This window comes from Rhodococcus sp. As11 (assembly GCF_048957735.1).
GTDB classification, from domain to species: Bacteria; Actinomycetota; Actinomycetes; order Mycobacteriales; family Mycobacteriaceae; genus Rhodococcus; species Rhodococcus gordoniae.
In genome coordinates, this window is record NZ_JARDJE010000002.1 from 120426 (window position 1) to 135251 (window position 14826).

The following is a 14826-nucleotide window of genomic DNA, read 5'->3' on the forward strand; positions in this document are numbered from 1 at the left end:
CTGTGTGATCAGCATGTCCATCTCTCCCGCCCCGAATCGTCGCGAACTGCGCGCCGCCCTGTCCGAGGTCTCCCTCCGCGACGAGAACCGGCTTCGTCGCCGGCTCGACCGGGCCCGGGACGGCGAGGCGTTGACCAAGATCGCCGCCGAGATCGACAACGCCCGTACCCGGCTCGCCTCCCGCGCGGCTTCGGTCCCGCTGATCCGTTACCCCGAGGACCTGCCCGTCTCGCAGCGCAAGGACGACATCGCCGCCGCGATCCGCGACCACCAGGTCGTCGTGGTCGCCGGCGAGACCGGATCGGGTAAGACGACACAGATCCCGAAGATCTGCCTCGAACTCGGGCGCGGTGTGCGCGGTCTGATCGGCCATACCCAGCCACGCCGGATCGCCGCGCGCGCGGTCGCCGAGCGACTTGCCGAGGAACTCGACACCGAACTCGGCGACACCGTCGGCTACACCGTCCGGTTCAACGATCAGGTCACCGACTCGACACTCGTCAAGCTCATGACCGACGGCATCCTGCTCGCCGAGATCCAGCGCGACCGGCTGTTGCGGCAGTACGACACCCTCATCATCGACGAGGCGCACGAGCGCAGCCTCAACATCGATTTTCTGCTCGGCTACCTCGCACAGCTGCTTCCGCGTCGCCCCGACCTGAAGGTGATCATCACCTCGGCGACGATCGACCCCGAACGTTTCGCGCAGCACTTCGCCGGCTCGAACGGCACGCCCGCCCCCATCGTCGAAGTCTCCGGGCGCACCTACCCCGTCGAGGTGCGCTATCGCCCACTGACCGTCGAGGTGGGTGAGACACTCGTCGACCGCGATCCCGTCGACGCGGTGTGCGAGGCCGTCGAGGAACTCCAGCGTGAGGGCGACGGCGACATCCTGGTCTTCCTCTCCGGCGAGCGCGAGATCCGCGACACCGCCGACGCCCTGCGCGACCGCACACTCCGCAACACCGAGATCCTGCCGCTCTACGGACGCCTGTCGGCGGCCGAACAGCACCGGGTCTTCACGCCGCACGCGGGCCGCCGGGTCGTGTTGTCCACCAACGTCGCCGAGACGTCCCTGACCGTCCCGGGCATCCGCTACGTCGTCGACCCCGGCACCGCCCGTATCTCGCGGTACTCGGTGCGGACGAAGGTGCAGCGACTGCCGATCGAGCCGATCTCGCAGGCCTCGGCGCGTCAGCGCGCCGGACGCTGCGGTCGTGTGGCCGACGGCATCTGCATCCGTCTGTACTCGGAGGACGACTTCGAGGGGCGACCGGAGTTCACCGAACCGGAGATCCTGCGCACCAACCTCGCATCGGTCGTGCTGCAGATGACCGCGCTCGGACTCGGCGACATCGAAGCCTTCCCGTTCGTGGAGGCGCCGGATCCCCGGGCGATCCGCGACGGTATCGCTCTGCTCGAGGAACTGGGCGCGCTCGAACCCGCGAAGAAGGGCGAGGCGCCGAGCCTGACCGCGACGGGTCGCGAGATCGCCCGGCTGCCCGTCGATCCGCGCATGGCCCGCATGATCGTCGAGGGCCACCGCAACGGATGCCTGCGCGAGGTGCTCATCATCGTCGCGGCGCTGTCGATCCAGGACGTGCGCGAGCGGCCCACGGAATTCCAGCAGGCCGCCGACGAGAAGCACGCCCGGTTCGCGGTCGAGGGCTCGGACTTCCTGGCCTACCTCCGCCTGTGGGACTACCTGAAGGAACAGCGCAGAGAACTGTCGTCGAGCCGGTTCCGCAGACTGTGCCGCGACGAATTCCTGCACTGGCTGCGGATCCGCGAGTGGCAGGACCTGCAGGGGCAGCTGCGTCAGATCACCGTCGACATGGGCTGGCAGACGCACCACCGCGACGTGAACCCCGACGACGTCCACAAGTCGATGCTCGCAGGTCTGCTGTCGCACATCGGTCTTCGCGAGGGCGACAAGCGCGACTTCCTCGGCGCCCGCGGCGCACGGTTCGCGGTCTTCCCCGGGTCGTCGCTGTTCAAGAAACCACCGCGCTGGGTCATGGCGGCCGAACTCGTGGAGACCTCACGTCTGTGGGCCCGGACGGCCGCGCGCATCGAACCCGAGTGGGTCGAGAAGCTCGCCCCGCACTTGGTCAAGCGCACCTACTCGGAACCTCACTGGTCGACGCGCCGCGAATCGGCGATGGCCTACGAACGTGTCACGCTCTACGGCATCCCCTTGATCGCCCAGCGTCCCGTGCCCTACGGACGGATCGATCCGGAGGTCTCGCGCGAACTGTTCATCCGGCACGCCCTCGTCCAGGGCGAGTGGCGCACGCAGCACAGGTTCTTCCACGACAATCGCGCTCTGCTCGAGGACGTCGAAGAACTCGAACACCGGGCACGGCGGCGCGACATCGTCGTCGACGACGAGACCCTGTTCGACTTCTACGACCAGCGGGTCGGCCCGGAAGCGATCTCGGCCCGGCACTTCGACACCTGGTGGAAGAAGACCCGCAAGCAGCAACCCGACCTGCTGACCTTCACCCCGGACACGGTGGTGAACCAGGACGCCGCCTCGGTGCTCGAGGGCGATTACCCGGATGCCTGGCGCCAGGGCGAGATCCAGTTCCCCCTCACCTATCAGTTCGAGCCGGGCACCGAGGAGGACGGTGTCACCGCCCGTGTCCCCGTCGCGCTGCTCGCGAACCTCAAATCCGTCGGTTTCGACTGGCTCGTACCCGGGATGCGGACCGAGCTGGTGACGGCCCTCATCAAGACCCTGCCGAAACACCTTCGGAGACAGGTCGTCCCGGCTCCCGATTTCGCGGCGGCCGCACTCGCGTCGGTGACGCCGCGCTCCGAACCGCTCGTCAACGCGATGGCCCGCGAGCTGTCCCGGCTCGGCCGGTGCACGATCGAGCCCTCGGACTTCGATCCCGGTGCGCTGCCCGACCATCTGCGGATGACCTTCGCCGCGGTCGACGAGCGCGGCACCGTGCTCGGCCGCAGCAAGAGCCTGGCGGCCCTGCGGAAGAAGTTGGCTCCGCGGGTCGAAGCGGAGGTCTCGCGCGCTGCTGCGAGCACCGAACGTCCCGCGGCGGCGGCGTGGACGGCCGAGACCCTCGGGAACCTGCCGGAGACCGTCACCCGCGAGGTCGGCGGCCGGAAGGTCACCGGCTATCCCGCCCTGGTCGCGGAGAAGGACGGCGTCGCGGTACGCGTACTCAGCACACCGCAGGCCCAGCAGAACGCGACACGTCAGGGGCTGCGCGCCCTGCTGCTCTCGTCGGCACCGACGAAGGCGAAGGCCGTGACCTCGGGGCTGACCAACATGGAGCGGCTCGCGCTCGGGCGGAACCCGGACGGGTCGTTCGAGGCGCTGATCGAGGACTGCCGCGCCTGCGCGGTGGACGAACTCATCGCCGCGCACGGCGCACCCGTGCGCACCCCCGAGGAGTTCGAGACGCTCGCGGTCACGGTGCGCTCCCACCTGCCGGGGCGAGTCGCTCGCCTGCTGAAAGCGGTTGTGCCCGTCCTGTCGCGCGCCCACGAGGTGGGTGTGCTTCTCGATCGGTCGAACAGCGAGGCTGCCGACGACGTACGCGAACAGTTGCAGTCGCTGCTGTTCCCCGGCTTCGTCACCGACCTGGGCTCACGGCGGATCGTCGATCTACCGCGCTATCTCACCGCAGCCGCTCAGCGCCTGGAGTCGTTGCCGGCGAGTGCGAATCGGGACGCTGCCGGAATGGATGTGCTCGATCGCGTCTACGGAGCCTACGACAAGCTGCTTGCACGCCTGCCGGAGGAGCGACGCACCGCACCCGAAGTCGTCGAGATCTACTGGATGATCGAGGAGTTGCGCGTGAGCCTGTTCGCCCAGAACCTCGGGACCCGGATCCCGGTGTCGGAAAAGCGTGTGGTCAAGGCGATCGACACCATCCGGTAGCGCCCGGATCGGCCATCGTGACCGGATCTGTCCGGAACAGTCGGCCGGGTGGTCAGTCGGCCGGGGCGGAGCGGGACTTCTGGTGTTCGCGCAGTTCGTGGATCTCACGTTCGAAATCCTCTGCCGAACTGAAAGAACGGTAGACCGACGCGAAGCGCAGATAGGCGACCTCGTCGAGATCGCGCAGGGGTCCGAGGATCGCCAATCCCACCTCGTGGCTGGGGATCTCGGGGGAGCCTTTGGCGCGCACCGCATCCTCGACCTGCTGTGCCAGCTTGTTCAGTGCGTCGTTGTCGACGTCGCGTCCCTGGCAGGCGCGCGCCACCCCGCGCACGACCTTCTCGCGGCTGAACGGCTCGGTCACGCCGCTGCGCTTGACGACGGACAGCACGGCCGTCTCGACCGTGGTGAAACGGCGCCCGCATTCGGGGCACGCCCGTCGACGACGGATCGCGGCACCCTCGTCTGCCTCGCGCGAATCGACCACCCGAGAGTCGGGATGGCGGCAATACGGGCAGTACATGTCGGTTCCTTCGTCGTGCCCGTGCGGGTCGCGACGTCGGCGCCGAAGCAATACTTCCCGACCGGAACCGTCTCCACTCGCGAGTGGGCCGACACCGCCGCAACCACACGGAGTGGTGTGACTGACAGTGTTGGACAATACCCGCCTGTCCGGTTCGGGCGCGGGTCGCGGGTCGGGGCGGGCCACGGCGCCGTCATTCCCGGCCGGAATCCGGCCCGAGGAGACGGCTTCCGGCCGGCGCGGTAGTACCGTCGAGTGAATCCGATTCGGCGATCCTCGCCAGGGTGACGCCGACCGGGGCATCCGGCGCCGGCCGGGCGGCCGACGCCTCCAGGATCTCGCCCTCGCCCACGACCGTGACCGTGGTGCCGGCACTCTGCGAGATCACTTCGCCGGTACGGACGTGGGCGAGTACGAGGAGCAACGTGGTGGCCAGCGCGGTGAGCAGCAGCGTCGCCGCCATCTGCCGCCGACTCGTCTGTTCCGCCGGCCGACGGCTGCGCGGCGTGATCTCCGACCGGCGGTGGAGGGGCTCACGAGAGGACGTGACGACGCGCACCCTCGTCCGCGACGGGACACGAGCGCGGTGCACCGGGGATGTCGCGATCGGCCGGATGCGGTGCGGGTCTCCCCCACCCGGGCCCGAGACGGTCCGCTCCTCCGTGCGCGTCCGAACTGTTGTGCGCGTCCGAACTGTTGTGCCCGCCCGAACTGTCGGCCCCCGTCGTACCGCCGTGTCGATCCGAACCGCTCTGCTCATCGGAAATCCTCCGTGTCGCTGTGCGTGGTCTGCCGACCCCGTCGAGCACTCGATCATGTGTTCGAACGAAAGTCTGTTCGAATGTTCTACCACGAGCCCCGCCCCGCCGTCAGCTCCTCGAGGGGGTGAATCTCGAACATCTGTTTGATATACGCGCGAGATGTCGATAGATTCGAAAGGCAACTTGCAACCCATCCGACACTCGCCGCACGGAGGTCACGATGAAGGCGGACGGAACATCCACGGCCCGCCGGGGCGGACCCACGGCCGGCGATCCCACCACAGGACTCACCGAGCGCCAACGGCGCGTCCTCGAGGTCATTCGCGACTCCGTCAGCGAGCGGGGGTACCCGCCGAGCATCCGCGAGATCGGCGACGCCGTCGGACTCAACTCGACGTCGTCCGTCGCGCACCAGCTGCGCACGCTCGAACGGAAGGGCTTCCTGCGCCGGGATCCGAACCGCCCCCGGGCCGTCGACGTACGCGGCCTCGAGCCACCCCACCTTCCCGAGTCGTCCCCCGAGGTGGTCGCCACCTCCTCGACCGACGAGATTCCCTCTGCGGCAATGGTTCCCGTCGTGGGCCGAATCGCAGCCGGTGGCCCGATCCTGGCCGAGGAAGCAGTCGAGGACGTCTTCCCGCTGCCGCGCGAACTCGTCGGCCAAGGTTCGCTGTTCCTGCTCAAGGTCGTCGGCCGGTCGATGATCGACGCCGCGATCTGCGACGGCGACTGGGTGGTCGTCCGTCAGCAGAACGTCGCCGACAACGGCGACATCGTCGCTGCGATGCTCGACGGCGAGGCCACGGTCAAAACGTTCAAGCGGGTCGACGGCGACGTGTGGCTCATGCCCCACAACCCGATGTTCGAACCGATCCCGGGCAACGACGCCGTCATTCTCGGCAAGGTCGTCACGGTCGTCCGCAAGATCTGATCTCCGGGCTCACCGGAGACGAACGAGACCGGGGTGGGGGCGGCGGGGGGGGGGCCCCCCCCCCGGGGGCCCCACGCCCCCCCCCCCCCGCCCCCCCCCCCCCCCCCGGGGGCGGGCGCCCGCCCCCCCGCCCCCCCCCCCCCCGGTCTTCTCGCACATGCATCAGATGTCGAGACCGCGCCCGATGACTTCCTTCATGATCTCGTTCGTGCCGCCGTAGATCTTCTGCACGCGGGCGTCGAGGTACGCCTTCGCCACGGGGTACTCACGCATGTAGCCGTAGCCGCCGTGCAGCTGCAGGCAGCGGTCGATCAGCTCGACCTGCTTGTCGGTGGTCCAGTATTTGGCCATGGCCGCCTCCGGGACGGTGAGCTTCTTCTCGTTGAGCAGCTCGATGCACCGGTCCACGAACACCCGGGCCAGCTGGGTCTCGGTGGCGAGCTCGGCGAGCTCGAAGCGGGTGTTCTGGAACTTGCCGATCGGCTTGCCGAACGCCTTGCGGTCGCGGCAGTACTGGATCGTGTCGTCGAGCACGCGTTCCATGGCTGCGGCGGCGACGACCGCGATCGCGAGGCGCTCCTGCGGCAGGTTCTGCATCAGGTAGATGAAGCCCATGCCCTCCTGCCCGAGCAGGTTGGCCGCCGGAACACGCACATCGTCGAAGCTGAGTTCCGCCGTGTCCTGTGCGGCCAGACCGATCTTGTCGAGGTTGCGTCCTCGCTCGAAACCCGGCATGCCGCGCTCGACGACGAGCAGCGAGAAGCCTTGGGCACCCTTCTCGGGGTCGGTGCAGGCCACCACGATCACCAGGTCGGAGTGGATGCCGTTGGTGATGAACGTCTTGGCGCCGTTGAGGACCCAGTCGTCGCCGTCGCGCACCGCGCGAGTCTTGATGCCCTGCAGGTCGCTGCCGGTGCCCGGCTCCGTCATCGCGATAGCCGTGATGAGTTCGCCGGAACAGAAACCGGGCAGCCAGCGCTTCTTCTGCTCCTCGGTCGCGAGCTCGAGCAGGTAGGGCGCGACGACATCGTTGTGCAGCATGAAGCCCAGCCCGCTGAAGCCGAGCTTGGTGGTCTCCTCGGCCATGATGGCGTTGTAGCGGAAGTCGTCCATTCCGCCGCCGCCGTACTCCTCCGGCACCGCCATGCCGAGGAAGCCTTGCGCGCCGGCCTTCTTCCACACCTCACGGTCGACGATCTTGTCCTTCTCCCACTGCTCGTGGAAGGGGGCCACCTCCTGTTCGAGGAACTTCCGGTACGACTCCCGGAAGAGGTCGTGCTCGGGCTCGAAAAGGGTGCGTTCCATCTGCGCTCCTGTGTGAGAGGTCGTTCGACATACTCACGGTATGCAGACGATCGCGCCGTGACGCTGACACAACCGAGCGGATTTTGTGACCCGGACTACCCCCAGGCCGGGATCAGTGCCGCAGATCCGCGAGTCTGCGCAGGAGGGGATACGCGACCAGGATGCCGATCGAACCCCACGCGATGCCCCCGAGTTCGACCGATCCGATCGCCAGCGTCAGATCGCCGATGCCGGCGACGAGCGCGGCGGCCGCGACGGTGAGGTTGACAGGGTCGGTGAAGTCGACCTTCGCGTCGATCCAGATGCGCACACCGAGGATGCCGATCAGGCCGTAGAGCACGAGGGTCGCGCCACCGAGGACACCGTCGGGCACGGTGAAGACCAATGCACCGAACTTCGGTGAGAAGGCGAGGACGACAGCGGTGACCGCCGCGACGGCGTACGCCGCGGTCGAATACACGCGCGTCGCGGCCATGACGCCGATGTTCTCTGCGTAGGTCGTCGTTCCCGAACCTCCCCCCACGCCGGCCAGGGTGGTCGCGAGACCGTCGGCGATGAGCGCGTTGCCGGCCATGTCGTCGAGGTTCCGCCCGGTCATCGCCGCGACGGCCTTGACGTGCCCGACGTTCTCCGCGACCAGCACGACGACGACGGGAAGCGCCAGGAGGACGACCGACAGCTCGAAGGTGGGGCCGCGCAGATCGGGCAATCCGAACCACGCCGCGTCGCGCATGGCGTCGATGCGCTCGGAGGCGATCGCTCCGGTGAACGCCGCGAAGATCCATCCGACGATCACACCCACGAGGATGCCGAGCCGTCCCAGCATGCCCGGTCCCACCACGGTCACGAGCAGCGTGACCACGAGCGTGATGGTGGCGACGAGCGGTTGCGCCTCGAACGATCCGGTGGCGGTCGGTGCGAGGTTCAGCCCGATCAGGGCGACGATCGCCCCGGTCACCACCGGCGGCATGACCGCGTCGATGATGCGCGAACCTGCTGCCTTGACGACGAGACCGATCAGCACGAGAACGATGCCGACGGCGACGATCCCGCCGAGCTGCGCGGCCGGGCCGGAACCGGCCGAGGCGCTCAGAGGCGCGATGAACGCGAACGACGAACCGAGATAGCTGGGCACCCGTCCGCGCGTGATGATCAGGAACAGTGCCGTACCGATCCCGGAGAACAGCAGCGTCGTCGTGACGGGGAAACCCGTGATCGTCGGCACGAGCAGTGTGGCGCCGAACATCGCGATGACGTGCTGCATCCCGATGCCCACGGTGCGCGGCCAGGACAGTCGCTCGTGTGGTGCGACGACCGCACCGGGGTTGATGCGACGCCCGTCGCCGTGCAGTGCCCACCCTCGGCCCGTGGTGGTGCGTCCGGTCGTCTTCGCTCGTTCGGTCACGACAGGACATCGTAGAACCGGTCGTCCCGGTCGTGCCGCTCAGTCCAGCAGTTTCGCGGCGGCGGCCCGTGCCGCGACGGGATCGTCGGTCGCGAGGACCACCTCTGCGGCCTCGCGACAGCGATCCATCGGGACCGAGGAGAGCCGGGCGCCGACGCCCGTCACCGCCGACGCCGCGCACGACAGCGAGGTGACGCCCATCCCGGCCAGGACACACGCGAGGAGCGGGTCGGCCGCCGCCTCGCCGCACACCCCCACCGGTTTGCCGGCGGCGGTGCCTGCCTGTGCCGCGCGTGCCACCAATGCGAGTACCGCGGGTTGCCACGGATCGGTGAGGGCGGCCAACTGCGGCGACATCCGGTCGGCCGCCATCGTGTACTGCGCGAGGTCGTTGGTACCGATCGACAGGAAGTCCAGATGTTCGAGCAGCCGATCCGCGAGCAGGGCCGCGGACGGCACCTCGATCATGACCCCGGGTGAGAGCCCGCGTTCGCGCACCCGCGCAGCGAAATCGGCGGCCTCCGACACGGTCGCCACCATCGGCGCCATCACCCAGGGCCGGGCACCGGTGCGCGAGGCCGCCTCGGCCACCGCGTCGAGCTGCCGGTCGAGCACACCCGGCGCCGACGTGGTGATGCGGATACCGCGGACCCCGAGCGCGGGATTGTGCTCGTCGGGGTGGTTGGCGAAGCGGAGAGGCTTGTCGGATCCGGCATCGAGTGTGCGCAGGACGACCTTCCGTCCTTCGAACGCCTCGAACACCTCCGCGTAGATGTCGGACTGCTCCACCACGGTCGGCTCCGCGTCGCGGTCGAGGAAGCACAGTTCGGTGCGGAACAGTCCGATGCCCTGCGCCGGCGTGCGCCGCGCCGCCCGGGCGCCTGATCCGTCCTGCACGTTGGCGAGGATCTCCACCGGGTGCCCGTCCGCGGTGGCTCCGGGACCGGACCAGCCCGCCACACGTTCGCGTTCGATGCGGTCTCGTTCGACCTCGGCAGCGGCCTCGGCGCCGTCCGGTGAGAGCACGATCCGGCCCGTCGCGCCGTCGACCAGCACCGTCGTCCCCACCGGGACGTCGTCGAGGCCGGCCACCGCGACGACGCACGGGATGCCCAGCTGACGCGCGATGATCGCGGTGTGGCTCGTGGGTCCTCCGAGCGACGTGGCGAGCGCGACGATCGCGGACGGGTCCAGACCGGCGGTGTCGGCGGGTGCGAGGTCGGTGGCCAGGAGCACGGACGGTTCGTCCGGCATCTCGAGCCCGGGTTCGGGAGCGCCCTGCAACTCGGCGATCACGCGGTCACGGATGTCGAGCAGGTCGGTGACCCGCTCCGCCTGCAGACCCCCCATCTTCTCGAACAGTGCTGCGAACTGCTCCGTGGCACCGACGGTGGCGCCGACCGCGTCGGCGCCGGAACGGATCTTCGTCGCGGCCGCTCCGCGCCAGGCGCGATCCTCGACGAGTACCGCGGTGGCCTGGAGCACTTCCGCGGCGGCACCCGAGGCGCGGGAGGCGCGGGCCCGCAGTCGCTCGGCCACCACCCTCGCCGCCTCCTCGAATCTGCCCACCTCGGCTTCGCGCGCCGTGTCGGGGACGGATGCGCCCTGAGCCGGGACGACGGGACGCGCAACGGGCCGGACGACCGGTCCGTATCCGATACCGGGGACGACCGGGGTGCCGTGCAGGGCGGACACCGACTGCTCCATGGAGATCTCCTCACCGCGGTGGTTCGTTGTGACCCAGATTACTCACAAGCCTTGACATGTCAACACAGACGGGCGTAAAACAACATAAACCAACATCTATATCCCACAAATCGGGTACCCCCAGGAGTGACGGTGTACGCAGAGGAACGACAACAGGCGGTCGCAGCGCTGGTGGCGGCTCGTGGCCGCGTGTCTGTCGCCGCCCTCTCCGACCGTTACGGCATCACCACCGAGACGGTGCGGCGCGACCTCGCCCATCTCGAACGCCTGGGCCTCGTGCGACGCGTCCACGGGGGTGCCATTCCGGCCGCCTCGCTCACCGTGGCCGAACCCGCCCTATCCGAACGCGAACACACCCGCGCCGAGCACAAGGACCGCATCGCCGCCGCGGCCACGGCCTTCCTCCCACCGTCGGGGGGCAGCGTGCTGTTCGACGCGGGCACCACCACCGGCAGGATCGTCGGAGCACTGCCACCCGAGATCGAACTCACCGTCGTCACCAACTCGGTGCCGATCGCCGCACGTCTCGCGGCGATGAACACCGTGCAGTTGCACCTGCTCGGCGGGCGTGTCCGCGGAGTCACCCAGGCCGCGGTGGGCGCCGAGGCCCTGACCACCCTCTCGACAGTCCACGTGGACGTCGCATTCATCGGCACCAACGCCCTGAGCATCGACCACGGACTGTCCACGCCCGACGCCGACGAGGCCGCGATCAAGCGCGCCATGGTGCGCACGGCCGACCGGGTCGTCGTGGTCGCCGATTCGTCGAAGGTCGGCCGGCGCAACCTGCTGAGCTTCGCGTCGCTCGAGCCGATCGACGTCCTGGTCACCGACACCGACCTCGACGACACCGACCGCCGTCAACTCATCGAACACGGAATCGAGGTGGTGACGGCATGATCGTCACGCTCACGGCCAACCCCAGTCTCGACCGCACGGTCGGGCTGACGGGCCCACTCGAACGCGGAAGAGTGCATCGCACCGAGCGATCGACCGTCGATCCGGGCGGGAAGGGGATCAACGTCGCCCGCGTGCTGCACGCCGCTTCGACCGAGGTGGTCGCCGTCCTCCCGGCCAACACCGGCGACCCGCTGCTCACCGCACTCGACGAGCAGGGCATCACGCATCGGGCCGTGCCCACCTCCGGGCCGACGCGCAACAACATCACCGTCGCCGAACCCGACGGCACCACCACGAAACTCAACGAACCCGGAACTCCCTGCACCGGACGCACGCTGGGCGAACTGCACGCCGCCCTGCTCGAGTGCGCGCAGAACGCCGCGTGGACCGTCCTGTCGGGCTCCCTCCCTCCCGGAGTACCCGAATCCTGGTACGCCGATCTCGTGGATGCCCTGCGCAGCCTCGGGTGCCGCATCGCGATCGACACCTCCGAGCGGCCGCTGCTCGCCCTCGCCGCGCGGTTCCCCGCGGCCGCCCCGGACGTGATCAAGCCGAATTCCGACGAACTCGCCCAGCTCACCGGGGCGGACGCCCACGAACTCGAATCCGGCGCCGCTTCCGGAGATGTCGGCGCCGTGGTCGATGCAGGGCGGGTCCTGGTCGACCGTGGCGTCGGGGCGGTCCTCGCCACCCTGGGAGGCGCAGGCGCCGTTCTGGTCACCGAGGCGGGCGCCTGGCGCGCCACCGCCGCCGACGTCACGGTCCGCAGCACGGTAGGTGCCGGCGACTCGTCACTCGCGGGATATCTGCTCGCAGAACGGGCCGGTCACGAACCCGCCGAGTGCCTGCGACTCGCAGTCGCCTACGGGACCGCGGCCGTCGCACTACCCGGAACCGCCCTTCCCACTCCCGATTCCGTCGACCCCTCCCGAGTGCACGTCACCGACGTCCACCGCCGACCCCGACCGCTCCCCTCCCACTCCTAAGGAACGTCATGTCCGACACCACCTCCGGCCCCGCAGGCGGTTCCTCGATCATCGGTACGGAACTCGTCGCGCTCGACGCCGACCTGGGACCCGACAAGAACTCCGTCATCGCCGCGCTCGCCCGACGCCTCGCCGCGACCGGCCGCGCCTCCGACGCCGACGCGCTCACCGCAGCCGTCCTCGAACGGGAAGCCAAGTCGGCCACCGGTCTTCCCGGCGGAATCGCGATCCCCCACGCCCGCAGCGAAGCGGTCACCACGCCCTCGCTCGGATTCGCCAGACTGTCTCCGAAGGCCGATTTCGGAGCTCCCGACGGACCCGCCGACCTCGTCTTCCTCATCGCCGCGCCGGAAGGTGCGGGCGGCGACCACATGAAGCTGCTGACCGCCCTCGCTCGCGCACTCGTGCGTCCGGACTTCGTCGCGTCGCTGCGCGCGGCCGCCTCCGCCGAGGAGGTCATCGCGCTGGTCGAAGACGTCCTCCCGCCCCGACCGGAGCCGTCGGGCACCGGTGCTGCCACCTCCGCCGCAGCGGCGGAACAGCCGGCGCCCGCCGCGTCCGCGAAGCCCGCGGTCGCACCTCCGCAGAGTCCGGAGCAACCCGCCGGAAGCCGCACGATCGTCGCGGTCACCGCGTGCCCGACCGGCATCGCGCACACGTACATGGCCGCCGACGCGCTGGCGGCGGCCGGTGAACGGGCGGGCGTGACGGTCCGGGTGGAGACGCAGGGGTCGAGCGGTAGCACTCCTCTGCCCGCCGACACGATCGCCGGCGCCGACGCCGTCATCTTCGCCACCGATGTGGGGGTCAAGGGCCGGGAACGGTTCGCCGGCAAGCCCGTGATCGCGTCGGGCGTCAAGCGCGCGATCAACGAGCCGGACACCATGATCGCCGAGGCTCTGAAGGCCTCCGCCGATCCGTCCGCACACACCGTCGAGGCCGCCTCGGGCGCCCCGGCAGGCGAGTCGGAGGGCGGCAGCGACCTCGGCTGGGGCACCCGGTTGCGGCAGATCCTGCTCACCGGCGTGAGCTACATGATCCCGTTCGTCGCGGCCGGTGGTCTCCTCATCGCCCTCGGCTTCCTGCTCGCCGGTCCCGACATCACCGACTCGGCTGCCGACATCGTCCTCGACAACACGCTCACCAACCTGCCCGCGGGCGGACTCGGCACCTATCTCGGTGCGGTCCTCTACCAGATCGGCTCGCTGGCGTTCTCGTTCCTCGTCCCGGCGCTGGCCGGCTACATCGCCTTCGCGATCGCCGACCGTCCGGGTCTCGCCCCCGGCTTCACCGCAGGTGCGGTCGCCGTCTTCGTCGGCGCCGGCTTCATCGGTGGTCTCGTCGGCGGTATCATCGCCGGCTTCGCGGCCCTGTGGGTCGGCCGTATCCCGCTGCCCACCTGGGCTCGCGGCTTGATGCCGGTGGTGATCATTCCGCTGCTCGCGAGCCTGATCGTCGGTGGGCTCATGTTCCTGCTGCTCGGTCGTCCGCTGGCCGCGATCACGACGGGTCTGACGGACTGGCTCAACGGTCTGTCCGGTGGTTCCGCGGTGCTGCTCGGCGCCATCCTCGGCCTGATGATGTGCTTCGACCTCGGCGGACCGGTCAACAAGGCCGCCTACGCCTTCGCCGTGGCAGGTCTCGACGTCGCCAACACCGCCTCCCTCGAGATCATGGCGGCGGTCATGGCGGCCGGCATGGTTCCGCCGCTCGCCATGGCGCTGTCGTCGCTGGTGCGTCCCGGCCTCTACAGCACGGCCGAACGCGAGAACGGCAAGGCCGCGTGGCTGCTCGGCGCGTCGTTCATCTCGGAGGGTGCCATCCCGTTCGCGGCTGCCGACCCGATCCGGGTGATCCCGTCGATGATGCTCGGCGGCGCGGTGACCGGCGGCATCGTCATGGCGACCGGTGTCACGCTCACCGCACCCCACGGCGGACTGTTCGTCCTGTTCGCCATCGACCGCGTCGTGTGGTTCCTGATCGCACTGGTGATCGGCACGATGATCGCCGCGCTCGCGGTCAGCATCGCGAAATCGCTCACCCGTCCGGCCCGGGCCGCCGCCGAGGCGAACCCGCAACCCGTAGCAGCGCACTCCTGATCGTCCGATCGCAGTGCACTTCCCCACAACGAAGGAGATTCACATGCCCAGCACCACGGTTGCCGTCGGTTCGTCCATCGGCCTCCATGCCCGTCCCGCAGGGATCATCGCCGAGGCCGTCGTCGCGGCCGGCGTCCCCGTCACTCTCGCGGTGGACGGTGGCGAGCCCGTCGACGCGGGTTCGGCCCTGATGATCATGACGCTCGGCGCGGGGCAGGGCACGCAGGTGACGGTCTCCTGCGACGACGACGCGGTCCTCACGCAGGTCGTGGAGCTGGTGGCCGCGGATCTCGACGCCTGAC

At 69.4% G+C, this 14826-nt stretch carries 11 protein-coding genes; 6 read left to right on the forward strand and 5 right to left on the reverse strand.

Annotated elements, in window-relative coordinates; genetic code table 11:
* Window positions 1-13 precede the first annotated feature (13 nt).
* Window positions 14-3907: an ATP-dependent RNA helicase HrpA gene (gene hrpA / locus PV766_RS02975; RefSeq protein WP_421096362.1), complete on the forward strand. Its 3894-nt coding sequence runs from the start codon at window positions 14-16 to the stop codon at window positions 3905-3907.
* Between the two features lie 52 nt (window positions 3908-3959).
* Here hrpA and nrdR read toward each other — a convergent pair whose 3' ends face one another.
* Entirely contained in the window at window positions 3960-4430 is a 471-nt protein-coding gene (nrdR, locus tag PV766_RS02980) for a transcriptional regulator NrdR (RefSeq protein ID WP_026003332.1), read from the reverse strand.
* Window positions 4431-4623: 193 nt separating this feature from the next.
* Window positions 4624-4893 (reverse strand): hypothetical protein, encoded by a 270-nt coding sequence (locus PV766_RS02985; protein WP_064064513.1) that lies wholly within the window; start codon window positions 4891-4893, stop codon window positions 4624-4626.
* A gap of 518 nt (window positions 4894-5411) precedes the next feature.
* On the opposite strand from PV766_RS02985, the gene lexA reads away from it, so the two are divergent.
* Complete coding sequence (gene lexA, locus PV766_RS02990) at window positions 5412-6122, forward strand: transcriptional repressor LexA (RefSeq protein ID WP_064064514.1); 711 nt, start codon at window positions 5412-5414, stop codon at window positions 6120-6122.
* 162 nt (window positions 6123-6284) lie between these two features.
* Here the strand turns inward: lexA and PV766_RS02995 are convergent, their stop codons facing one another.
* From PV766_RS02995 to ptsP, 3 genes are all read right to left on the reverse strand, one after another.
* Window positions 6285-7427, reverse strand: a complete 1143-nt coding sequence (locus tag PV766_RS02995; RefSeq protein WP_016934338.1) for an acyl-CoA dehydrogenase family protein — start codon at window positions 7425-7427, stop codon at window positions 6285-6287.
* A gap of 112 nt (window positions 7428-7539) precedes the next feature.
* Complete coding sequence (locus PV766_RS03000) at window positions 7540-8832, reverse strand: uracil-xanthine permease family protein (protein WP_421096363.1); 1293 nt, start codon at window positions 8830-8832, stop codon at window positions 7540-7542.
* 39 nt (window positions 8833-8871) lie between these two features.
* Window positions 8872-10539 carry a phosphoenolpyruvate--protein phosphotransferase gene (ptsP, locus tag PV766_RS03005; RefSeq protein WP_421096364.1) on the reverse strand — a complete coding sequence of 556 codons (1668 nt, stop codon included), beginning with the start codon at window positions 10537-10539 and terminating at the stop codon, window positions 8872-8874.
* Between the two features lie 132 nt (window positions 10540-10671).
* On the opposite strand from ptsP, the gene PV766_RS03010 reads away from it, so the two are divergent.
* From PV766_RS03010 to PV766_RS03025, 4 genes are read left to right on the forward strand one after another with little or no spacing between them, the layout of a single operon-like run.
* On the forward strand, window positions 10672-11439 hold the full coding sequence (locus tag PV766_RS03010) for a DeoR/GlpR family DNA-binding transcription regulator (RefSeq protein ID WP_064064524.1): 768 nt from the start codon (window positions 10672-10674) through the stop codon (window positions 11437-11439).
* Window positions 11436-12425 (forward strand): 1-phosphofructokinase, encoded by a 990-nt coding sequence (pfkB, locus tag PV766_RS03015; RefSeq protein WP_421096365.1) that lies wholly within the window; start codon window positions 11436-11438, stop codon window positions 12423-12425. The genes PV766_RS03010 and pfkB overlap by 4 nt, the downstream gene beginning before the upstream one ends.
* Window positions 12426-12433: 8 nt before the next feature.
* Entirely contained in the window at window positions 12434-14524 is a 2091-nt protein-coding gene (locus tag PV766_RS03020) for a PTS fructose transporter subunit IIABC (RefSeq protein ID WP_421096366.1), read from the forward strand.
* Window positions 14525-14567: 43 nt separating this feature from the next.
* Window positions 14568-14825, forward strand: a complete 258-nt coding sequence (locus tag PV766_RS03025) for an HPr family phosphocarrier protein (protein ID WP_064064519.1) — start codon at window positions 14568-14570, stop codon at window positions 14823-14825.
* Window position 14826 lies beyond the last annotated feature (1 nt).